Source organism: Solirubrobacter deserti (assembly GCF_027587175.1).
GTDB classification, from domain to species: domain Bacteria; phylum Actinomycetota; class Thermoleophilia; order Solirubrobacterales; family Solirubrobacteraceae; genus Solirubrobacter; species Solirubrobacter deserti.
The window spans coordinates 108,690-128,517 of sequence record NZ_JAPCID010000018.1 but is presented as its reverse complement, the minus strand read 5'-3'; the positions used below and the strand labels follow the sequence as shown (position 1 = coordinate 128,517).

Here is a 19,828-nt window from a genome sequence, read left to right as displayed (position 1 = left end):
CCGCCCGCCGTCGCCGTCCCGCCCCACTCCGCGCCGCGCGCCGCCGCCGCCGCGCCGCGCCACTCCGTCGCTTCGCGCGCGCCCGCGCGGAGGACCGCGTGCGCCTCGCACACCGCGCCGCGTTCGGCCAGCGCGTGGACGAGCAGCGCCAGCGCGCCGCCGCGGAACGGCTCCGGGAACGCGAGCGCGGTGCGGGCGAGCCGCTCGGCCTCGATCAGGCGGCCCCGCCGCAGCGCGTGCTCGGCCGCGAGGCTCGTGGCCGCGGCGCGCATCCCGACGGTGGTCGCCGCGGCGCGCAGGGCCGTGATCGCCGGCTCCGCCGCGTCGTGCTCGCAGACGACGAGCACACGCGCGCACAGCTCGTACGCGCGGCGGCGGTCGGCCTCGGCCAGCAGGCGCGGGTCGGCGAGCGCCATGAGCGCCAGCCGCACCGCGGCCGGGTCGCGCCGCCCGAGCGCGGCCCACGCGCGGTGCGCCAGCAGGACCACGTCCGTGCCGGACCGCCGGGCGAGCTGGCGCGCGTGCTCTTCACGCTCGTCGATGAACGCGTCGAGCACGGCGTCGCAGTCGCCGGCGACCACGCCGAACGCCGCCAGCCGCCCGACGACGTCGACCGTGCGCACGCCGCACTCGTCCGCCGCTGCCAGGAGCCAGCCGCGCGCCTCGGGCAGCCCGGCGTCGAACGCGGCCGTACCGAGGGCCGCGAGCAGTGCGCCCCGATCGTCGCCGGATGCGCCCTCGTCCAGGGCGCGCCGGAGATACATGACCGCCTCGTCGGCGCCGGCCACGCCGCCGGACAGCTCGGCGCCCGCCGCAGGAGCGCTCGTCGACGCGTCGCCGGCCCACGCCACGCCCGCGACGCCCGGCGTCCCCCCGTCACCGGCCCGCCCCACGCCCGCCACGCCCCGCGGCGTCCCCGTGCGGGCCTCGTGCGCGGCCGCCATCAGCCCGCGCGTCACGTCCGGGTCCGCCGCCGGAGCGCATTCGAGGAGATGGGCCGCGACGGTCCGGGCGCCGGCGCCCGCCTCCGTCAACGCGCGCGCGGCCGCGCGGTGCAGGCGCTCGCGCGTCGCGCGCGGGAGATCGGACGCGATCGACCTCGACACCAGCGGAGGCCCGAACCGGTTCTTCACAGCGAGCGCGGCCGCGGCCGGGGCGCCGAAGGCGTGCGCGAGCTCGCGCCCGCCCACCCCGGCGACGCGCGCGAGCACGTGCGGGGAGGCGGTGTCGCCGACGACGGCGGCCGCCTCGGCCACGCCCCGGTCGCGCGCGGACAGCTCAGCCAAGCGCCGGCGCACCGGCGCGCGCGAGACGCCGTCGCCCGAGGCCAGCTCGGTCAGCAGCCACGGGACGCCGCCGGAGGCGCGGTGCAGGTCGCGGCAGAGCGTTCCCGGCGCGTCCGCGAGGTGGCGCCGGACCAGGCGCGCGGCGCCCGCGGCCGACAGCGGCTCCAGCGCCCGCACGGCCGCCGCCCGGACGCCGCCGACCAGGCTCAGCAGGTCGCACGACCCGCGGGTGCCCACCAGGATCAACAGCGGAAGGTCCTCGACCCGCCGCGCGAGGTACGCCAGCACGGCGAGCGACTCACGGTCGGCCCACTGCGCGTCGTCGATCACGAGCGCCAGCGGCCCGAGGCCGGAGCACAGCCACAGCACGCTGTGCGCGAGCGGCAGCACGCCGGACGCGTCGCGCGGCGAGACGCCCTGCAGCAGCAACTCCCCGGCCACGGCGGCCGCACCCGTCGCGGCCTCCAAACGCTCGCGGGCCGGCGTCTCCAGCAACGCGCGCAGCACGCCGTAGGGCAGCTCGCGCTCCAGCGGACTGGGCGCGGCGCGCCGGACGAGCCATCCCGCAGCGCCGGCCATCGCGGCGCCCTGCTCGAGCAGCGTGGTCTTGCCGAGTCCGGCGGGCGCCTCGAACACGACGATCCCGCCGCCGCCGCGGACGGCGGAGCGCAGGGCGTCCAGTTCGAGGTGGCGCTCGATCAGACCCGGTGCAACGGTGGGAACATGTAGACGAGCCATGAGAAGTCGTCAGACGTTAGACTTTTACGGCTCCCCTCGGCTAGTGTGGCCACCTCCCCTCTTATGACCGTCCGCCGGCTCTCACTCGTCGATCAAGTGCGCCGCGGGCTGCTGGACGACCTCGTCCTGGGCACCCTGTCGCCGGGCGACAAGCTCCCGAACGAGGACAAGCTCGGCGAGCGCTTCGGCGTGAGCCGCGCGACCGTCCGCGAGGCCGTGCTGGGCCTGCTGGAAGCCGGCTACCTCACGCGCCGCCACGGCTCGGGCACCTACGTCGCCGAGGCGCCGCGCAGCCGTCACCCGCTCGAGTCGATCGTCGACTACGCGGCCGCGATCGAGGCCGCGGGCCACACCGCGACCGTTCGCACGCTGAAGGAGACCGTCCGCGCAGCCACGCCGGAGGAGTTCGAGCACCTGCACGCGGACACGGTCACCGAGCTCGAACGCGTCCGGCTCGCCGACGGCCGCCCGGTCATCTACTCCCGCGACCGCCACCCCGCGAACACCGCCAGCCCGACGCACCTGATCCGCCGCGCGTCCGCCCACCTGATGCCCACGCTCGCGGACGAGCACCTCGCCCAGCGCCTGGACATCGCCCCCGGCAGCCCGCTGCTCCAGGTCGACCAGATCGCCTACGACGCGCCCGGCCGCGCGGTGATGCTCTCACTGGAGTGGCACGTCGGCGACGCGTTCGAGCTGATCCTCAACCGGCGGGCGTCCGCCGACTGAGCGCGACGCCGGTCGCGCCGTCCACGACCGTCAGGCCGAGGAGCGCGTACCCGGTCCAGCGCGCCTCGCGCGATCGGCGGCCCACCCCGAGAAAGTAGGCCGCCATCGCCAGGTTGAGCGCCGCGCGCCCGATCATCCACGGCCAGCGCGGCTCACCCCGCACGAGGCCCGGCGCCAACGCCAGATCCGCCGCGCCGATCAGCCGCAGCGGCCCTTCCTGGCCGCGCAGCCCCAACCGGCGAGCCGCGAGCCCCGGAGCGGCGACGAGCGCCACACCGGTCGCAGTCGTGATGTAGCCGACCGAAGTGGGCATGTCCTCGAGCGCCATGGCCCCTTCCTACCACAGGGTCGCCGCCCAAAGTCCAGGGTGGCGCCCTGATTGTCCGGGCGCCGCCGCCCGTCCACGCTGCCGCTTCCCCAACCTCGGAGAACACCCATGAAGCGGATCATCGGACTGGCGCTCGCGGTGGCGGCCCTCGCGGCCGGCTGCGGCTCGACCGCCGACAAGAACGAATACGTCAACAGCGTCAACCAGGCCCAAGCCGCGCTGACGACGACGCTGACGAAGATCAACCCCGCGGGCAAGCCGAACCAGATCGCGGCCGAGCTCGACGAGGGCGGCGAGGCGATCGACACGGCGGTCAAGGACCTGCAGGCCATCACCCCGCCCGACGACGCCACCAAGCCCCATGGCCGGATCGTGAACGGCCTGTCGGCGCTCGCGTCCACGTTCCACGACGCGGCCGACGCCGCCCGCGCCAAGGACACGGCCAAGATGGCGGAGCTGCTCAACGGCATCCAGACCTCCGCGGGCGCCAAGGAGCTCGAGACCGCGCAGCGGGAGCTGATGGCCAATGGCTACAAGTTCGAGGAGGCCTGAGCGCGGCACCGCGCCGACTTGACGAGAATCAAACAAAGCGCATGGAGGTTCTTGAGGAACCGGCCATAGCCTGAGTGTTGACCATGCCCAGCACTTCGTCTAAGAATGGCCGGCCCTCTGGGGAGACCTCCGAGGCCCGCATCGCCAAGGCTCTCGCCCATCCCCTCCGCGCCCAGATCCTCCAGCGACTCGGCGAGCGCGTGTCCAGCCCCGGTGACCTCGCCGATGAGCTGGGCGCGCCGCTCGGCGTCGTCAGCTACCACGTCCGCATGCTGCGGGACTACAACTGCGTCGAGCTCGTCCGCACCGAGCCCGTCCGCGGCGCCCTGCAGCACTTCTACAAGGCCACCGCGCGCCCGAACCTCGACGACGCCACGTGGCGCACGCTGCCCTCGCAGCTGCGCGGGGAGCTTGCCGACGGCACGCTCACGGCGCTCGTCGAGGACCTGGCGGCCGCGGCCGACGCGGACCAGCTGACCGACCCCGAGGTCGTGCTCACGCGCACCCCGCTCGAGCTCGACGAGCGCGCCTGGAAGAAGCTCAACAAGCTGCTCGCCAAGACGCAGGAGCAGGCGCTGGCCATCGCGGCCGAGAGCGCCAAACGCGGAACCGATGGCGCGTTCCAGACGGAGCTCGCGCTGCTGCACTTCAAGCGCGCGTAGACGCACCGCACCGGCCGGGCGCCCGCCGATGAATTCGGCGGCGTCCGGCCGTCAAAGCTCCGCATGGACACCTTCGGAGCCAAGACCGACCCGGCGATCCTGCTCATCCACGGCGCCGGCAACAACCGCTTCGCGTGGCCGGACGAGTTCTGCACGCGGCTCGCGGACGGCGGACGGTTCGTGATCCGCTACGACTTCGCCGGCGCGAGCGTCGACGCGCTCGCCGAAGACGCGCTGCGCCGCTTCGACGACGCCCACGTCGTCGGGCTCTCGCTCGGCGGCCTCGTCGGCCTGCGGCTGGCGCTCGACCACCCCGAGCGAGTCCACTCGCTCACGCTGCTCTCCACCACGCCCGGCGGCGACGGACTGCCCGACAGCGCCGACGGCCTGTTCGACGACTTGCCGGAGCCGCCCGACTGGTCCGATCGCGCCGCCGTGGTCGAGTTCCTCGTCGAGTCCGAGCGGCCGTTCTCGCCCCGCTTCGACGAGCCCGCCACGCGCGCGTACGCCGAGCGCGTCGCGGACGATCCCAGCTCGGTGCGCACGTTCATCGAGGCCCCGTTCGACTGGGGCGAGCCGATGCGGGCGCGCCTGGGCACGCTGCGCACCCCGACGCTCGTCATCCACGGCGCGCAGGACCCCGTCTTCCCGCTCGAGCACGGCGAGACGCTCGCGCGCGAGATCCCGGGCGCCGCGCTGCTCGTGCTGCCGGAGACCGGCCACGAGTACCCGCCGCGCCGGCACTGGGACACCGTCGTGTCCGCCATCCTCCGGCACACGAATGCGGATCGCGGTCTTCGGTGACGCCCACGCGCACGCCGAGGCGCTCGACGCGGTGATCGCCGCCGCCGAGCGCGCGGGCGTCGACGCGCTGTGGTCGCTCGGGGACATGATCGGCGGCGGGCCGGACCCGGCGTACGTCGTGCGGGTCACGCGCGAGCGCTGCCTCCTCGCGCTGATGGGCAACCACGACTACGCCGCGACCGGCTCGGTCGACCCGTCGCGGTTGGGCGGCGCGACGCGCTCGCTCGAGCTCGCCCGCGAGGCGCTCGGCGAAGACGACCTCGCCTGGATGCGCGGCCGCCGGCCCGCGGCGCGCCGCGCGGACGTGGAGTGCTGGCACGGCGGGCCGCGCAACCCGGTGTGGGAGTTCGTCGGCCCGTCCAACGCGGACGCGTGCCTGGCGCGGCAGAAGGCGTCGCTCGGGCTGGTCGCGCACACGCACGTCGCGGCCGCCTTCACGCCCGGGCGCCGGGTGAAGGTCCGCGTGGGCGAGCCGCTCGACCTGCGCGGCGGCAAATGGCTGCTGAACCCGGGCGCGGTGGGCGCGCGCGTGCCGCCTCGCCGCGGCTGGTTCGCCGCGCTGGACGCCGAGGCAGCCGACGGCGCGTTCTGGCTCGAGCTCGATCTGGCCGCGCAGCTCGCGACCTGGCGTCGCGCCCCGTACGATCCCCGGCCGGGCCGTCTACGCGCCCGTGCCCTCGGGATCGACGACCCATGACGCTTCCCTCACCCTACGGTCGCCCGTGAGGCACCGGCGGACCCGCCCCGAGGGGCAGGTCCGCCGTGCCCGAGTGGCTACGGCTGCGTCGTCGACAGGGTGAACGTCAGCGTCTTGCTGTACGTGCCCGTCCGCAGCGGATCGGTGTCCTTGACCGACTGCTTGAACTCGACCTCGATCATGTCGTTGGTCACCGGAGCGTTCCAGATGAACACGTTCTTCGGCGTGGTCAGGCTGAAGTACTCCGTGCCCGCGGCCCCGGACTTCCGAGCGCGGACCTGCAACGGCTGAGCCATCGTGAACGTGCCGTTGACCAGGTGCCCGGTGCTCGTGGACGACGGATCCGACACGGTCAGCAGCGCGGAACCAGCGGTCGAGATGACCGTCGCCTGCGTACCGCCGAAGTAGTCCTGCGTAACACCAGGCTGGAACGCGCCGAGCCCCGGCGCGGCCCCCAGCGACAGCGACAGCGTCGCCGGCACGTTGCCCGTGACCGGCGCCTCGACCGGCGGGGCCTCCATGTAGACGGCGCTGACCTGGCTCTGCGGGTTCGAGCGCACGAGCTTCTGCGTCGCCTCCGCGGAGCGGATGTCGGCGGCGGTCAGGCCACCGGCCGTCGGCGCGAGCTTGAACGTGTCCAGACCGCGCGAGATCTCGGTGCCGTAGATGGCGCCGTTGTACCAGTAGGTCGACCAGAAGCCGCCGTTGGACGGGTTGCCGTTGGCGTCGACCGGGCCGCGGTCGAAGTAGCCGATCTCCTTCGGCTTCGACAGGTCGGTCCAGTCGATCAGCGAGGCGCCGCCCTGGTACCAGGCCTGGATCATGATGTTCTTACCGCGCACCGGCACGAGGTTGCCCACGTGCGAGACGCAGTTCTCGGCCGTCGTCTGCGCGACCGGCAGCTTGTAGTAGCTGCGGAACACGAGCTTCTTGTTGACGATCTCGTAGATGGCGTCGGCGCCCCAGCTCAGCTGGTCGGCCGCGCGGCAGCGGGCGTAGTTGCCGCCGCCCCACTCGTCCGTGAACAGGATGGCCTTGCCGTCATTGGAGAACGTCGCGCCGTGCCAGTAGGCGAACAGCGGGTCGGCCACGGCGTCGATGCGCTTCGGGTTGGCCGGGTCGGAGATGTCGATCAGGAGGCCGTTGCCCTCGCAGGCGCCGGCGGCCAGGCCGATCTCCTCGTAGACCGTGATGTCGTGGCAGGCGTCCGTGATCGGCGACGGCTGCCACTGGGCGCCGTGCAGATTCGGGCTCTGCATCGGCGGGGTCGGCGTGCAGGCCGGCGTGGCCGACGCGCACGGGTGCTGCGGCGTCTGCGGCGCGTTCTGCAGACCGTCGATGCGGCCCGTCGTCTCGTCGCGGAACAGGCGCGAGTGGTTCACGACCGCCGCGGCGGTCGGGTTGGCGAGCGGGACCTTGATGACCTCGATGCGCCAGAACGACGAGTTCGGGTTGTCGGCCATCGCGTTGTTGCACTCCAGGCCGGCGATCGCGGTCTGGTCGGTCGCCGAGGACGAGCTCGTGCCCGAGACGTAGATGTAGACGTTGTTCGGGTCGCTCTTCGGCGTCAGCAGCGTGTGCGTGTGCGAGCCGCGGCACGTCACGACGCCGCCGAGGTTCACCGGGTTGTTGATGTCCGAGATGTCGAAAATGCGGACGCCGCGGAAGCGGTTCTGTGGGGTTGCCGGCGCCTGCTGCGTCGACGCGGTGCAGTCGCGCTTGGCGTTCTGGGACTCCACGGACACGAACAGCAGGTTGCCGTGCACCGACACGTCGTTCTGGCTGCCCAGGCAGTAGACCTGCTTCACCAGCACGGGCGCGGCCGGGTTGGCGATGTTGTAGATGTTGATGCCGCTGAAGTTGCCGACGAACGCGTAGTCGCCCTGGAAGGCGGCGTCCGAGTTGATGCCGTTGACGGCGGGCTGCCCGGACGGGTTCGTCGTGGGCAGCGGCGTGTTCTTCAGGTGCTCAAGTCCGAGCGCGGCCTTGCCGGCCGTGTCGCCCGCACCCGCCGCGAGACCGATCCGCGGATCGCCCGAGGTCAGCGGGTAGTTCGGCGCCGGCGCCTGGGCGGAAGCCGCAGCGGCCGGGATGCCCGCCAGGAGCGCCGCTCCCACGACGGCCCCCAGAAGCCGCCGGGACCGCCGGCGGTCGGGACGCTTCAGCGTCGCGTCATGCGACATAGGTTCGAAAACCCCCTCCAGTTGATCAAGGTGTGCCCCTCATGGCACGGGCCCTCAGGCTCGGAACGCTACCTTCACCGGCAGCTCATTGGCAACTGAAGTCGGTACAAAGGTGTTAATCGGACGGTACATTGGCGCCATGAGGGTGCGAACGTCAGGGCTGACGGTCTGCGTCGTGGCCGCCGTTCTGGCCGGCTGCGGCGGTTCCGGCGAAGAGGCGGGGGACCCGACGCCGACCCCCGAGGCGACGTCGTCCGTCCAGGCCGTGATCCCGGCCACCCCCGACGAACCGGAGCGGCCCGCGACGGCAGCCGACGCCCCGGAAGGTGGGATCCACGAGGCCGACGTCAAGTTCGCCCAGGACATGATCCATCACCACAACCAGGCGCTCGTGATGACGCGCTGGGTGCCGGATCGCACGTCCAGCCCGAGCGTCCGGCTGCTGGCGAAGCGGATGGAGGTCTCGCAGACGGACGAGGTCGCCTTCATCAAGAAGTGGCTCGAGAAGCACGGCAAGCCGGCGGGCGAGCACGCGCACGGCGCCGAGCGGATGCCCGGGATGCTCAACGAGGAGCAGCTGGACGCGCTGCAGGACGCGCAGGGCAAGCGCTTCGACCAGCTGTTCCTGGCCTACATGACCCAGCACCACGAGGGCGCGATCCAGATGGTGCAGCAGCTGTGGGCCGACGGCGGCGGCAACGAGCCCGAGCTCAGCCAGTTCGCGATGCACGTGGACTCCGATCAGTCGATCGAGATCAAGCGCATGGCGCAGCTCGCGGCCGACCTCTGATCGACTTTTCTTCAGCAGTTTGAGCAGGCGAGCCTCCGGGGTATGGCTCGCTGCGCCCTGCTCAAACCTGTCCGCTGAAAGGCCCCATGCCGTCACGCGTTGCGAAGATCGCCGTACTGGCCCTCGGGGCCCTGGCCCTTGCCCCGGCCACGGTCGCGTCCGCCCAGGAATGCCCGGAAGACGCCCAGTGCGCCAAGGTCACCGTCCCGCTCGACCACAAGGGCGGCACGCCCGGAACGCTCGACCTCGCCTACGCCAAGCTGCCCGCGACGGGTACGCGGGCGGGCACGCTCGTCCTGTTGAGCGGTGGGCCGGGACAGGCCGCTCTGCCGATCCTCAATGACTTCGCCGAGCTGCTGGAGCCGCTGCGCTCGACCTACGACATCGTCGCGGTCGACCAGCGCGGCACCGGCGGCTCCGGCGCCGTCGACTGCGAGATCGACAAGTCCGAGGACGTCGCCGCGTGCGCGACCCAGCTCGGCAACCGGCGCGCGTTCTGGAGCACGGCCGAGACCGCGCACGACCTCGAGAACCTGCGCACCGCGCTCGGCGTCGACAAGCTCACGCTGTTCGGCGTCTCCTACGGCACGCAGGTCGCGCAGGAGTACGTGCGCCGCTATCCGGCGCAGACCGCCGCGATCATCCTCGACTCGCCGACGCCTGTGGACGGGCTCGACGGCGTCGACGAGCTGCGCACGTTCGGCGCCCCGCGCGTGCTCAAGGAGGTCTGTTACCCGGGCATCTGCGCCGAGACCGTGACCGACGCGTCCGAGGCACTCGCCGCGGCCGTCGAGCGCCTGGGCGACGACACGCTGCGCGGTCCGCGCGTGACCCGCAGCGGGCGCGTGCGCACCGCGAGGGTCTCCCAGGTCGCGCTCTACAACCTGATCGCGCTGAGCGACACCAACCCGCTGCTGCGCGCCGGGCTTCCGGCCGCGATCGCCTCGCTCGCCGACGGCGACGCCGCGCCGCTGATCCACCTCGTCGAGGTCACGGCCGGCGACGGCTCCTCCTCGAGCTCGGGCACCGCGATCTCGCGCCTGCTCGCGACCTCGTGCATGGAGGCGCGCCTGCCGTGGGCGCCGGACTCGGCCGTCGCGACCCGCACGGACGCGCTGAAGGCGTTCGTCGCCGCGCGCTCGGAGGCGTTCGCGCCGTTCGACCCGGAGGTCGTGCTCGGCAACTCGCTCGCGGAGCTGTGCGCCCAATGGCCGCCGACGCCCAAGCCGGAGGGTGTCCCCTACGCGGGCCCGAACGTGCCGGTGCTGATCCTCGCCGGCCGGCAGGACCTGCGCACGCCGCTGGAGAGCGCGCGCCGTACGCAGGCGCAGTACCCGAACGCGCGCCTGGTCGCCGTCCGCTCGGCCGGGCACTCCGTCCTGAGCACCGACCTCACCGGTTGCGCGGCCACGAACACCGTCGCCTTCCTCACCGGCGAGGAGGTGCGCAACTGCTCGGACATCAGCGCCCGTGACCGCGCCGCGCTGCCATCCGCGCCGTTCATCCCCGCGTCGATCTCCGACCTGCGCCCGACCGGCACGTCCGGCAGCGCCGGCCAGACGTTCAGCGCCGTGCGGGTGACGTTGACCGGCATCGCGTTCGACACCGCGGGTGTCCCGTCCTCGCGGTCCTTCCGGCTGCCCGGCCTGCGTGCGGGCTACATCACCGGCAAGGGCTCGTCGCTGACGCTGCACGGCGTCGAGTGGGTGCACGGCGTGCGCGTCTCCGGCACGCTGCGCGGCTCCAACGGGACGCTGACCGTGAGCGGATCGCAGGCCGCCGCGGGCACGATCCGGTTCACGCGCACGAGCGCCACCGGCACGCTCGGCGGCCGGACGTTCACGGTGCGAGGGAGCTGAACTCGGCGGGATCGAAGACCCGTGTGCGCGCCTGGTACTCGCGCCGGTAGCCCGGCCAGCTGGTGACGACGCGGCCGCTGGGGTCGCGGTCCCAGGAGTGGCACGCCGTCCAGGCGGTGCCGTCGAAGCGCTGCTGGAGGTCGCGGTCCGAGCGGGCCGCGACCTCGTCGCCCACCTCGACCACGCCGTGCTCGAGCGCCTGCGCGACGTACGCGCCCTGCGCGTCGAGGAACACGAGGATCGAGCCGCCGCTGGTGTTCGTGTTCGGCCCGTACATCAGGTACAGGCTCGGGAAGCCGGGGACCGTGATGCCTGGGTGCTACGGGCCGCCCGCCTACGCGTCCTGCAGCGCGCGACCGCGCGCGGTGATCCGCAGCGGCAGCACGAAGTCGGTCGCCTTGAAGCCGGTCGCGTAGATGATGCAGTCCACCGCGTAGCCGTTGACCGCGTCGCCGTCCACCACGACCGGGTCGGTGCGCGTGCGCTGGAAGATGAACAGCTCGGCGACCTCGCGCGATCTCAGCGTCGGCTCGAGCCTGTGCTTGGCGGCGAGCCGGCGGATGTAGGCGATGATCTCGTCGCGCGGCGAGCACAGGCGCGGCCAGTCGCGGCGCTGCTCGAACGAGAACGAGCACAGGTGGCTCGGGACGTCGCACGCGGCGCCCGGGTAGTCGTTGAGCAGCCACGTCCCGCCGACGTCGTGCGCGCGGTCGATCATTAGCACGTCATGGCGTGGCTTGAGCGCCAGCGCGGCCGCGATCCCGCCGAACCCCGCCCCGATGACCGCCACCCGCGTATGCGGGATATCCGTACCAGGTTCTGCCTGGGCCGGGAGTAGGCTCGCCTCACCCTTCCACGGAGGTGCACGAGCATGGCCGCGACGCTGCCGCACATCGATTCTGCGCGCGTGAAGGAGCTGATGGAGCGCGAGCGGGCTCGCCTGCACACCCGCACCGTCCGCTCCGGCGAGCTGTTCGCCCGCGCGGCCGCGGTGATGCCGCGCGGCGTGCCCTCGGGGTTCCAGGCGAGCGACCCGTGGCCGACCTATCTCTCGCACGGGTCCGGCGCCACGGTGTGGGATGTCGACGGCAACGAGTACGCGGACTTCCACAACGGGTTCGGCGTGATGTGCGTCGGGCACGCGAACCCGGTGATCGCCGCGGCCGTGTCCGAGCGGATGGCGCTCGGGACGCACTTCGCCGCGCCGACCGAGGGCTCGATCGTGGTCGCCGAGGAGCTGCGGCGGCGCTGGGGCCTTCCCGCCTGGCGCTTCACCAACTCCGGCACCGAGTCCACCATGGACGCCGTCCACCTCGCGCGCGGGGCGACCGGGCGTGACGTCATGGTCAAGATCGAGGGCACCTATCACGGGCACCACGACGCCGTGATGGTGTCGGTCAAGCCGCCACCGGACCGCATGGGCCCGCGTTCGGCGCCCGTCCCCGTCCCCTATGGCGAGGGCTTCGCGCCCGGCACCGCGGAGGCGACGCGCGTGGTGCCGTTCAACGACGCGGACGCCCTGCGCGCCGTCCTCGACGAGCGCGTCGCGGGCGTGATCATGGAGCCCGCGATGATGAACGTGAACATCGTGCCGCCGGTCCCGGGCTATCTGGAGGCGGTGCGCGCGGCGTGCGACGAGGCCGGCGCCTTGCTGATCTTCGACGAGGTCAAGACCGGCGCGGCCGTCGCCGCGGGCGGCGCGACCGAGCTCTACGGCGTCACGCCCGACGTCGTGTGCCTGGCCAAGGCGATGTGCGGCGGCCTCCCGGGCGGCGCCGTCGGCATGACCGCCGCGCTCGGCGAGCTGATCGCCGAGGGGCGCGTCAAGCAGCAGGGCACCTTCAACGGCAACCCGCTGACGATGGCCGCCGCCGAGGCGACCCTCCTGCGCGTGCTCACCGACGACGCCTACCGCGCGTTGCACGCCGCCAACGAGCGGCTGATGGCCGAGTGCGACCGCGTGATCGAGACGTACGCGCTGCCGGCGCACACCGTCGGCATGGGCTCCAAGGGCTGCGTCGTCATGTCACCCGAGCCGGTGCTCGAGTACCGCGACTACCTGACGAAGATCCACCACGAACTCACCGACCTCGCCTGGCTGTTCCACATGAACCGCGGCGTGTTCATGACGCCCGGCCAGGACGAGGAGTGGACGCTGTCGGTGATGCACTCAGGCGCGGACCGGCAGCGCTACGTCGACGCGTTCGAGACCTTCGCGCGCGAGGTCACCGCGCGCTAGCGGCCGCAGAGCAGCAGCGACAGCGCGACGAGCTCGCGCTGGCTGGACGCCGACGTCACGGCCGGGCGGGTCTTGGTGGGCTGTGGGGAGCTGGAGGTCATGGGAGTGGTGCCCATGGTTGCGCTCTGCGGCAGGTTCGTGGATCACCCTCGGGGCTGAACCGCCTCACACGCGCAGCAGGTTGCGCAGGTCGCGCGCGAGGTCGTCGAGATCGTCGGGGTCGCAGGCGTCGAGGTCGTCGTCGGCGACCGCCGCCATCGCGTCCGGATGGCGGCGTTCGAAGTCGGCGACCTTCTCGGGGTGCGAGAGCTCGAGCTCCTCGACGAGCTCGGCGAGGTCCATCTCGTCGCGGCGGTCGTTGATCATCGCGGCCGACTCTAGCCCGCGCGGGGGCGCGCGGTCGGCGGGCGCTCGCCGGACGTGTGCGGCGCGTCCCAGCGCGCGAACCACACGCCGCCCTCGCTGATGGCGAGAAACAGGTCCGCGTCCGCGCCGAGCTCGGTGAGCAGGTCGGCGCGGGCGCTCGCGTGGTTCTCGCTCGAAGCCACCTCGACGCCTACGCCGTCGCCCGGATAGACGTCGCTCGCGCTCAGCAGGAAGCGCGGCACTCCCTCCCACGCGAGCGCGACGTAGAACATCAGGCCCAGGCCCTCCTCCTCGACCGCCTCCCAGGTCCAGCCGTGCGCGTCCGCGAGCTCCTGTACCGTGCGGTCGATCACGGCGATGGCCCACGGGTCGCGCAGGAACGGCCCGAAGTCATGGTGCTGGGTGAGCCGGCTCACACCGCTCAGCTAAGCGTGCACCGGCCCTGCGTGCGCCGCCTCCAGCGCGGCGATGTCGAGCTTGCGCATGCCGAACATCGCCTGCGCTGCGCGCGCGGCGGGCTCGCCGCCGCCGGTGAAGAAGCGGCTCATGTGGCGCGGCTTGATCTGCCAGGAGAGCCCGTAGCGGTCCTTGAGCCACCCGCACGCGCCCTCCTCGCCGCCGTCGGTCAGGCGCTCCCAGTAGCGGTCGATCTCCTCCTGGTCGGAGCACTCGACCGCGAGCGAGATCGCCTCGTTGAAGGTGAACTGCGGCCCGCCGTTGATGGCGATGAAGCGCTGCCCGAGCAGCTCCAACTCGACGACCATCGGCGTGCCCGCCTTGTCGGTGCCCTCGGGGTAGTCCGCGCGGCTGACGATCCGCGCGTCCTCGAAGATCGAGCAGTAGAACTCCGCGGCCTCGACGGCCTGCGTGTCGAACCAGAGGCTGGTGGTGATGCGCTGTGCGTCCATGCCAGTGAAACGTCACGCGCTGCAGGAACTCATCGGTGCGCGCAGCCGAGGATGTACGACAGCCGCGGTTCCAGCGGCGCGGCGCGGAACTCGAGCCGCTCGCAGCGCTCGATCGCGAATCCGGCGGCCGTGATCGCCGCCGCCGTGTCGCGCGCGAGGTGGCAGCCCGCGCCGACCTTCGGCCACAGCCCGGTGCGGTCCGCGAGCCCGAACAGCGCCCGCTTGGGCTGGGCGGGCGGGACCACGTGCTCGTAGAAGCGCAGCTGCCCGCCCGGGCGCACGACGCGCCGGACCTCCGCCAGCGCCCGCGCCTGGTCGGGGACGCTGCAGAGCACGAGGCTGACGACCGCCGCGTCCACCTCGCCGTCGGCCAGCGGCAGCTCGTCCGCGTACCCGTCGCGGACCCGCACGGGCACCGCGCGCTCGGCCTCCTCGGCGAGCGCCCGCAACGTCGGCTCGGGCTCGATCGCGACCACCTCGAGCACCTCCGGCGGGTAGTGCACGAAGTTGCGCCCGTTGCCGGCGCCGACCTCCACCACGCGACCGCTCAGCCCCGCGAGCAACCGCCGCCGGTGCCCGGCCGCCCCGCGCCGGTCCGCCCGCGCGGCCATCGCCGGATACACGCGCGCGAACCGTGGATGCTCCGCTCCCACTCGACGTGTCTTCGCGTACGTTCCGACCGTCGGTCCCTCCCGCTACCGCCGGTGCTCGTTGTAGCGTCATCCGCGATGTCCGCCCTCGAGCGTCATTTCCAGATTCGTGAGCGTGGATCGACCGTCCGCACCGAGGTCCTCGGCGGGGTCGTGACGTTCCTGACGATGGCCTACATCGTCGTCGTCAACCCCGCGATCCTGAGCGCCGCGGACATGCCCGTCGAGGCCGTCACGGTCGCCACGGCGCTGGGCGCGGCGGTGTTCACCCTGGCGATGGGGCTGGCGACCAACCTGCCGTTCGCGATCGCCGCGGGCCTCGGCATCAACGCCGTCGTCGCGTTCCAGATCGTCGGGGGCGAGGGCGTCCCCTGGCAGGTCGCGATGGCCTGCATCGTGATCGAGGGCGTGCTCGCGATCGTGCTGGTTCTCGCGGGTCTGCGGGAGGCGATCATGCGCGCGGTCCCGCACGAGATCAAGCTCTCGATCGGGGTCGGCATCGGTCTGTTCATCACGCTCGTCGGCCTGCGCGACGCCGGCATCACCGTCAACTCGCCCGCGACCGGCATCGAGCTGGGGGACATCACGGCCGGCCCGCCGCTGGTCGCGCTCGCCGGCCTGCTGACGATGATCGTGCTGGCGGCGCGCAACGTCAAAGGCTCGCTGTTGATCGGCATCGCGGTCTCGACCGTCGTCGGCCTCGTCTTCGGCGTGCTCGAGGGGCCGGACAGCATCGCGCGTCTCCCGCAGGGGGACGACTTCTCGACGATCGGCGACGCGCTGGCGCCCGACAACCTGCTCGACGCGCTCACCTGGGCCCTGGTCCCGCTCATCTTCGTGCTGTTCGTGACCGACTTCTTCGACACGATCGGGACGGCGGTCGCGGTCTCCAGTGCCGGCAACCTGCTGGACGAGAACGGTCAGCCGCCCCGGCTCAAGCGCCTGCTGCTCGTGGACTCGGTCGCGGCGGCGGGCGGCGGCGTACTCGGCACGTCCTCCAACACCACGTACGTGGAGTCCGGGGCGGGCGTCGCGGAGGGCGCGCGGACGGGCCTGGCGTCGGTCGTCACCGCCGGCTGCTTCCTGCTCACCATCTTCCTCGTGCCGCTGATCACCGTGGTCGCGCAGACCGTGCTGATCGGCCCGGAGGGCGCGCAGCAGGAGACGCACCCGGCCGTCGCGCCCGCGTTGATCATGATCGGCTTCCTGATGATCCGGCTGGTGGCGGACATCGACTGGAGCCGCCCGGAGGCCGCGATCCCCGCCTTCTTCGTGATCGCCGGCGTGCCGCTGACGTTCTCGATCGCGGCGGGCATCGGCCTCGGCATCCTCAGCTACGTCCTCGTGATGGCGGGCACCGGCCGAGCGAGCCGGGTCCACCCGCTGATGTGGGCGCTCGTCCCGCTCTTCCTCGCGTTCTTCGCCTCCGACTGGCTGTCGGCCAACGTATTCTAAAGGGTCCGTCGGGCCCCGATGATTGCGTCGCGGGCGAGCGGCTGATAGAGACGAGCCCATGGACGAGCTGGCGATCGGGGCGACGTTCGCCGACCACGTGATCCGCGGCGTCGCGGGTCGCGGGGGCATGGGCATCGTCTACCGGGCGCTGCACGTCCCGCTCAAGCGCGAGGTGGCGCTCAAGGTCATCGCGCCGAGCGTCTCGGCCGATCCCGAGTTCCGCGCCCGCTTCCGGCACGAGTTCGAGGCCGCCGCGTCCGTCCAGCACCCGAACGTGGTCCCGATCTACCACGCGGGCGAGGAGGACGGGCTGCTGTACGTGACCATGCGGTTCGTCGACGGCGTCGACCTCGCCCGCCTGGTGATGACCGAGACCCGGCTCGCTCCCACCCGCGCCGCGCTGATCGTCGGCCAGGTCGCGGCGGCGCTGGACGCCGCGCACGCGCGCGGTCTCGTCCACCGCGACGTCAAGCCGGCCAACGTCCTGGTCGAGGGCGAGCACGCGCTGCTCACCGACTTCGGCCTGATCAAGCACATCGAGGGCGCCGACACGCAGGTGACCAAGCCCGGGACCGTGATCGGCACCTTCGACTACGCCGCGCCCGAGCAACTGGACGGCCGCCCGGTGGACGCGCGCACGGACGTGTACGCGCTCGGCTGCGTGCTCTTCCAGGCGCTCACGGGCCGCGTCCCGTTCCCGCGCGACTCGGTCGGCGCGACGCTCTTCGCCCACTTCAAGGACCCACCGCCGTCGGTGACCGCGCTCGTCCCGGAGGCGCCGCCCGCGCTCGACCAGGTGATCGCCGTCGCGATGGCGAAGGAGCCGGAAGCCCGCTACGCCAGCGCCGGTGACCTCGCCCGCGCCGCGCTCGCCGCCGTCGACCACCCGTCGCTCGTGCGCACCCCGTCGAGCTGGTCGTGGCCCGCCCCGGCCGCGCCCAGTGCCGGCCTCCCGCTGCAGGGCGCGCTCGTGAGCGAGCTCGAGAGCGGGCGCTTCGTCGGCCGCGCCGGCGCGCTCGACCACCTGCGCGCCCGCTGGAACAGGGCCGCGGCCGGGGCGCGCCAGTTCGTGCTCGTCAGCGGCGATCCCGGGATCGGCAAGACGCGCCTGGCCGTCGAGTTCGCGCACGAGGCGCACGCCGCCGGCGCGACCATCCTCTACGGCCGCAACGACGCGGAGTCGCTCGTCCCGTACCAGCCGTTCGTCACCGCCGTCCAGCACTTCATGGCCCACCGCGCGACGCTCGAGTTCCCGCCCGAGCTCGGCCCGGAGCTGAGCGAGCTCGCGCGCCTGGTCCCCGCGCTGCGCCGCCATCTGCCCGAGCTGCGCGAACCCGCCGCCGAGGACGGCGAGACACGCCGCTACCGCCTGTTCGAGGCCGTCACCCGCGTCCTGGCCCGAGCGGCGCGCGACGCGCCCACCGTCCTGATCCTCGACGACCTGCACTGGGCGGACACCTCCACGGCGCTGCTGCTCGGCCACCTGCTGCAGGACGTCGAGCCGACGCCGCTGCTGATCATCGGCACGATCCGCGCCGCGGGCGAGCACCGCGCGGACGAGCTGACGGCGCTGCTCGCGCGGCTGTACCGCGACCCGGGCTTCGAGCGCGTCGCGCTCACGGGCCTCGACGACGCCGAGACCGGCGAGCTCGTCGCGGCCGCCGACCGCCGCGCCAGCGGGTCGTTCATCGTCCGCCTCCATGAGGGCACGGAAGGCAACCCGTTCTTCATCAAGGAGACGCTGCGCAGCCTCGCCGACGAGCCCGAGCTGCGCGACGAGACCCTGCGGCTCGTCCCGGTGCCGGAGAGCGTGAAGGAGCTGATCGGCACGCGGCTCGCGCGCCTGTCGGAGACGACCACCGCCGTGCTCACGGCGGCGTCGGTCGTGGGTCGCGAGTTCCGGCTCGAGGTGCTGGAGACGCTGCTGGACGAACCGGTGGAGCGGCTGATCACCGCCCTCGAGGAAGCCGACGAGGCCGGGCTCGTGCGCGAGGTCCCGGACGACGCCGACCGCTTCGCGTTCACCCACGCGCTCGTGCGCGAGACGCTGTACGAGCGCCAGTCCGCGTCGCGGCGCGTGCGCATGCACCACCGGATCGCGCAGGCGCTCGAGCAACTTGACCTCGCGACGCCCGCCGAGCTCGCGTACCACTACGTCGAGAGCCGCCACCTGGACCGCGAGGGCAAGGCCGTGGACTTCTCCGAGCGCGCGGCCGCCGCGGCCTCGGACGCGCTCGCCGACTTCGAGGCCAAGAACCACTACGTCGCCGCCCTCGAACGCCTCGGGCAAGGGGACGAGCCGCGGCGCGCCCGGCTGCTGATCGGCCTCGGCACGTCCGCCGCGCGCCTCTACGACCCGGAGGCCGACGACGCGTTCATGGAAGCGGCAGAGCTCGCGCAGCGCAACCACGAGCCGACGCTGCTGGCGGAGGCCGCGCTCGGCCGCTTCGGCAACTACGCGCACGCGGGCGCGGTCGACTATCCCGCCATCGAGCTGCTCGAACACGCGCTCGCCGCACTCGGCGACGAAGAGAGCCCGCTCACCGCCCGCCTGCTCACCCGGCTGGCCAACGCGCTGCACTTCACGGGCCAGCAGGAGCGCGTCGCGGCGCTCACGGCCCGCGCGCTCGAGCTGGCCCGCGCCGGCGACGACCCGCTCGCGCTGCTGAACGCGCTCGAGAGCCGGCACACCGCGCTGCTGCTCACCGCCGAAGCCGAGGAGCGGCTGGAGATCGCGAACGCGTTCTCGGAGCTGGCGGTCCGCATCGACGAGCCGGAGCTCCTCGTGCTCGGCCTGCAGTGGCGCCTGTACGACTCGCTGGAGCTGTTCGACCTCGACGCCGCCCACGGCTGGTTGCTGACGCTGCGCGAGCTGGCGGACCGCCTCGGCCAGCCGATCTACCGCTACCGCGCGGCGCGCTGGAACGTGATCTGGGCGATGATCGAGGACCGGCTCGACGAGGTGCCGGACCTCATCGCCGTCGCGCACGAGCTCGGCGTCCGCGCCCGCCGTCCCGAGGTGGACGTCGAGTCCGCCGGCCAGCACGCCGGGCTCGCGTACCGCACCGGCACGCTCGGCGCGTTCGCCCCCGCGCTCGCCGCTCAGATCCAGAGCGACCCGCAGCTGGTCGTCAACCTGCCCGTGCTCGCGCTCGCGCACCTGCAGGCCGGCGAACGTGAGGCAGGCGCGGCGATCTTCGAGCGCTTCGCGGCCGACGACTTCGCCTCGATCCCGCGCGACATGCTGTGGATGGGCGCGATGGCCGTGCTCACGCACGTGTGCACGATGCTCGGCGACAGCGCGCGCGCCCGCGTCCTCTACGAGCTCCTGCTCCCCTACCGTGACCGCAACCTGGTGATCGGGATCGTCGCGTGCTGGGGGTCGGTGGAGCGCTTCCTCGGGATGCTCGCGAGTGATCCCGCGGCCGCCGACGCGCACTTCGAGCGCGCGCTCGCGCGCAACGCCGCCATCCCGTCGATGCTGCGGATGACCAGGGCCGCCATCAGGGGCGACTCAGGGATGGCGGCCACACAGATAGGGGGCACCTAGGGTCATTCCCAATGGTGGGCGGGCCGCCGCGA

19 protein-coding genes are annotated in these 19,828 nt (G+C 72.9%); 10 read left to right on the top strand and 9 right to left on the bottom strand.

Annotated elements, in window-relative coordinates:
- The coding region (locus OJ962_RS14810) for an AAA family ATPase (RefSeq protein WP_270006433.1) at window positions 1-2,024 on the bottom strand (2,024 nt) is incomplete at its 3' end.
- A 63-nt stretch (window positions 2,025-2,087) separates the two neighbouring features.
- Here OJ962_RS14810 and OJ962_RS14805 point away from each other — a divergent pair.
- Window positions 2,088-2,753 carry a GntR family transcriptional regulator gene (locus OJ962_RS14805; RefSeq protein ID WP_202957363.1) on the top strand — a complete coding sequence of 222 codons (666 nt, stop codon included), beginning with the start codon at window positions 2,088-2,090 and terminating at the stop codon, window positions 2,751-2,753.
- Here OJ962_RS14805 and OJ962_RS14800 read toward each other — a convergent pair.
- Window positions 2,728-3,081 carry a hypothetical protein gene (locus OJ962_RS14800; RefSeq protein WP_202957364.1) on the bottom strand — a complete coding sequence of 118 codons (354 nt, stop codon included), beginning with the start codon at window positions 3,079-3,081 and terminating at the stop codon, window positions 2,728-2,730. The genes OJ962_RS14805 and OJ962_RS14800 overlap by 26 nt on opposite strands.
- Before the next feature lie 108 nt (window positions 3,082-3,189).
- Here OJ962_RS14800 and OJ962_RS14795 point away from each other — a divergent pair, with 108 nt between their 5' ends.
- From OJ962_RS14795 to OJ962_RS14780, 4 genes are all read left to right on the top strand, one after another.
- The gene (locus OJ962_RS14795; protein WP_202957365.1) at window positions 3,190-3,633 is read left to right on the top strand and encodes a hypothetical protein; all 444 of its coding nucleotides are present in this window, start codon (window positions 3,190-3,192) and stop codon (window positions 3,631-3,633) included.
- 83 nt (window positions 3,634-3,716) lie between these two features.
- The gene (locus tag OJ962_RS14790; RefSeq protein ID WP_202957366.1) at window positions 3,717-4,295 is read left to right on the top strand and encodes an ArsR/SmtB family transcription factor; all 579 of its coding nucleotides are present in this window, start codon (window positions 3,717-3,719) and stop codon (window positions 4,293-4,295) included.
- A 63-nt stretch (window positions 4,296-4,358) separates the two neighbouring features.
- Window positions 4,359-5,099 carry an alpha/beta fold hydrolase gene (locus tag OJ962_RS14785; protein ID WP_202957367.1) on the top strand — a complete coding sequence of 247 codons (741 nt, stop codon included), beginning with the start codon at window positions 4,359-4,361 and terminating at the stop codon, window positions 5,097-5,099.
- Window positions 5,077-5,796, top strand: a complete 720-nt coding sequence (locus tag OJ962_RS14780) for a metallophosphoesterase family protein (protein ID WP_202957368.1) — start codon at window positions 5,077-5,079, stop codon at window positions 5,794-5,796. Before OJ962_RS14785 ends, OJ962_RS14780 begins: the two co-directional genes overlap by 23 nt.
- A 77-nt stretch (window positions 5,797-5,873) precedes the next feature.
- Here OJ962_RS14780 and OJ962_RS14775 read toward each other — a convergent pair whose 3' ends face one another.
- The gene (locus tag OJ962_RS14775) at window positions 5,874-7,913 is read right to left on the bottom strand and encodes an LVIVD repeat-containing protein (protein WP_270006432.1); all 2,040 of its coding nucleotides are present in this window, start codon (window positions 7,911-7,913) and stop codon (window positions 5,874-5,876) included.
- A 205-nt stretch (window positions 7,914-8,118) separates the two neighbouring features.
- Between OJ962_RS14775 and OJ962_RS14770 the strand changes: the two genes are divergently transcribed.
- Window positions 8,119-8,769 carry a DUF305 domain-containing protein gene (locus OJ962_RS14770; RefSeq protein WP_202957370.1) on the top strand — a complete coding sequence of 217 codons (651 nt, stop codon included), beginning with the start codon at window positions 8,119-8,121 and terminating at the stop codon, window positions 8,767-8,769.
- Window positions 8,770-8,855: 86 nt separating this feature from the next.
- Window positions 8,856-10,628, top strand: coding sequence for an alpha/beta hydrolase (locus OJ962_RS14765; protein ID WP_202957371.1), 1,773 nt, complete (start codon window positions 8,856-8,858; stop codon window positions 10,626-10,628).
- On the opposite strand, the gene OJ962_RS14760 is transcribed toward OJ962_RS14765, so the two are convergent.
- Window positions 10,609-10,905 carry a hypothetical protein gene (locus OJ962_RS14760; RefSeq protein WP_202957372.1) on the bottom strand — a complete coding sequence of 99 codons (297 nt, stop codon included), beginning with the start codon at window positions 10,903-10,905 and terminating at the stop codon, window positions 10,609-10,611. The two genes, OJ962_RS14765 and OJ962_RS14760, sit on opposite strands and share 20 nt — an antisense overlap.
- Before the next feature lie 57 nt (window positions 10,906-10,962).
- Entirely contained in the window at window positions 10,963-11,418 is a 456-nt protein-coding gene (locus tag OJ962_RS14755) for an NAD(P)-binding protein (RefSeq protein ID WP_202957373.1), read from the bottom strand.
- A gap of 81 nt (window positions 11,419-11,499) precedes the next feature.
- Here OJ962_RS14755 and OJ962_RS14750 point away from each other — a divergent pair, with 81 nt between their 5' ends.
- Window positions 11,500-12,867 carry an aspartate aminotransferase family protein gene (locus OJ962_RS14750; protein ID WP_202957374.1) on the top strand — a complete coding sequence of 456 codons (1,368 nt, stop codon included), beginning with the start codon at window positions 11,500-11,502 and terminating at the stop codon, window positions 12,865-12,867.
- Between the two features lie 165 nt (window positions 12,868-13,032).
- On the opposite strand, the gene OJ962_RS14745 is transcribed toward OJ962_RS14750, so the two are convergent.
- From OJ962_RS14745 to OJ962_RS14730, 4 genes are read right to left on the bottom strand one after another with little or no spacing between them, the layout of a single operon-like run.
- A complete protein-coding gene (locus tag OJ962_RS14745) occupies window positions 13,033-13,233 on the bottom strand; it encodes a hypothetical protein (protein ID WP_202957375.1) in 201 nt (66 codons plus the stop codon).
- A gap of 11 nt (window positions 13,234-13,244) precedes the next feature.
- A complete protein-coding gene (locus OJ962_RS14740) occupies window positions 13,245-13,649 on the bottom strand; it encodes a hypothetical protein (protein ID WP_202957376.1) in 405 nt (134 codons plus the stop codon).
- A gap of 9 nt (window positions 13,650-13,658) precedes the next feature.
- Entirely contained in the window at window positions 13,659-14,141 is a 483-nt protein-coding gene (locus OJ962_RS14735) for a VOC family protein (RefSeq protein ID WP_202957377.1), read from the bottom strand.
- 29 nt (window positions 14,142-14,170) lie between these two features.
- The gene (locus OJ962_RS14730; protein ID WP_202957662.1) at window positions 14,171-14,752 is read right to left on the bottom strand and encodes a class I SAM-dependent methyltransferase; all 582 of its coding nucleotides are present in this window, start codon (window positions 14,750-14,752) and stop codon (window positions 14,171-14,173) included.
- Window positions 14,753-14,869: 117 nt separating this feature from the next.
- Here OJ962_RS14730 and OJ962_RS14725 point away from each other — a divergent pair, with 117 nt between their 5' ends.
- Together OJ962_RS14725 and OJ962_RS14720 are read left to right on the top strand one after the other, a co-directional pair.
- A complete protein-coding gene (locus OJ962_RS14725) occupies window positions 14,870-16,246 on the top strand; it encodes an NCS2 family permease (RefSeq protein ID WP_202957378.1) in 1,377 nt (458 codons plus the stop codon).
- Between the two features lie 58 nt (window positions 16,247-16,304).
- Window positions 16,305-19,796 carry a serine/threonine-protein kinase gene (locus OJ962_RS14720; protein ID WP_202957379.1) on the top strand — a complete coding sequence of 1,164 codons (3,492 nt, stop codon included), beginning with the start codon at window positions 16,305-16,307 and terminating at the stop codon, window positions 19,794-19,796.
- Window positions 19,797-19,828: the final 32 nt, after the last annotated feature.

Coding starts and splice junctions, on each gene's coding strand:
- OJ962_RS14805 (WP_202957363.1), top strand. CDS start 2,088: ATGACCGTCCGCCGGCTCTCACTCGTCGATCAAGTGCGCCGCGGGCTG.
- OJ962_RS14800 (WP_202957364.1), bottom strand. CDS start 3,081: ATGGCGCTCGAGGACATGCCCACTTCGGTCGGCTACATCACGACTGCG.
- OJ962_RS14795 (WP_202957365.1), top strand. CDS start 3,190: ATGAAGCGGATCATCGGACTGGCGCTCGCGGTGGCGGCCCTCGCGGCC.
- OJ962_RS14790 (WP_202957366.1), top strand. CDS start 3,717: ATGCCCAGCACTTCGTCTAAGAATGGCCGGCCCTCTGGGGAGACCTCC.
- OJ962_RS14785 (WP_202957367.1), top strand. CDS start 4,359: ATGGACACCTTCGGAGCCAAGACCGACCCGGCGATCCTGCTCATCCAC.
- OJ962_RS14780 (WP_202957368.1), top strand. CDS start 5,077: ATGCGGATCGCGGTCTTCGGTGACGCCCACGCGCACGCCGAGGCGCTC.
- OJ962_RS14770 (WP_202957370.1), top strand. CDS start 8,119: ATGAGGGTGCGAACGTCAGGGCTGACGGTCTGCGTCGTGGCCGCCGTT.
- OJ962_RS14765 (WP_202957371.1), top strand. CDS start 8,856: ATGCCGTCACGCGTTGCGAAGATCGCCGTACTGGCCCTCGGGGCCCTG.
- OJ962_RS14760 (WP_202957372.1), bottom strand. CDS start 10,905: ATGTACGGGCCGAACACGAACACCAGCGGCGGCTCGATCCTCGTGTTC.
- OJ962_RS14750 (WP_202957374.1), top strand. CDS start 11,500: ATGGCCGCGACGCTGCCGCACATCGATTCTGCGCGCGTGAAGGAGCTG.
- OJ962_RS14745 (WP_202957375.1), bottom strand. CDS start 13,233: ATGATCAACGACCGCCGCGACGAGATGGACCTCGCCGAGCTCGTCGAG.
- OJ962_RS14735 (WP_202957377.1), bottom strand. CDS start 14,141: ATGGACGCACAGCGCATCACCACCAGCCTCTGGTTCGACACGCAGGCC.
- OJ962_RS14730 (WP_202957662.1), bottom strand. CDS start 14,752: ATGGCCGCGCGGGCGGACCGGCGCGGGGCGGCCGGGCACCGGCGGCGG.
- OJ962_RS14725 (WP_202957378.1), top strand. CDS start 14,870: ATGTCCGCCCTCGAGCGTCATTTCCAGATTCGTGAGCGTGGATCGACC.
- OJ962_RS14720 (WP_202957379.1), top strand. CDS start 16,305: ATGGACGAGCTGGCGATCGGGGCGACGTTCGCCGACCACGTGATCCGC.